Source organism: Undibacterium sp. Di27W, assembly GCF_049340345.1.
Lineage (GTDB): Bacteria > Pseudomonadota > Gammaproteobacteria > Burkholderiales > Burkholderiaceae_D > Undibacterium.
On sequence record NZ_JBMPOS010000102.1, the window covers coordinates 1 to 451 of the forward strand.

At 48.1% G+C, this 451-nt stretch carries 1 protein-coding gene; it reads left to right on the plus strand.

Annotated features, from left to right (window positions below):
- Positions 1 to 77 precede the first annotated feature (77 nt).
- The coding region (locus ACO0LF_RS31480; protein ID WP_423021346.1) for a transposase at positions 78 to 451 on the plus strand (374 nt) is incomplete at its 3' end.

Sequence of the window (451 nt, forward strand, 5' to 3'; positions counted from 1 at the left end):
GGAATCTCTGATTAAGTAAACGCATTCTGATTCAGAAACGTTAATAGAAGCATCATCCACAGTCAATCATTAAAGCCATGAGACAGACTACATTTGCCCAAGGAAGCTTTGAACGTTACGCCAAGACGACGAAGCGGGCGGTATTTCTATCTGAGATGAATCAGGTTGTGCCTTGGTCAATGCTGAGCGAGCTGGTTGAGCCTCATTATCCGAAGGCTGGAAACGGACGTCCGCCGGTAGGTGTAGAGCGTATGCTTCGAATCTACTTCCTGCAGCAATGGTTCAACCTGTCTGATCCAGCCGTCGAAGAAGCCTTGTACGAATCAGTTTCCATGCGCAGTTTTGTCGGCATAGACCTGGGCAGCGAGCCTGTTCCTGATGAAACGACGGTGTGTAAATTTCGGCACTTACTGGAACGGCATGCACTTGGCAAACGTATTTTTGAGGAAGT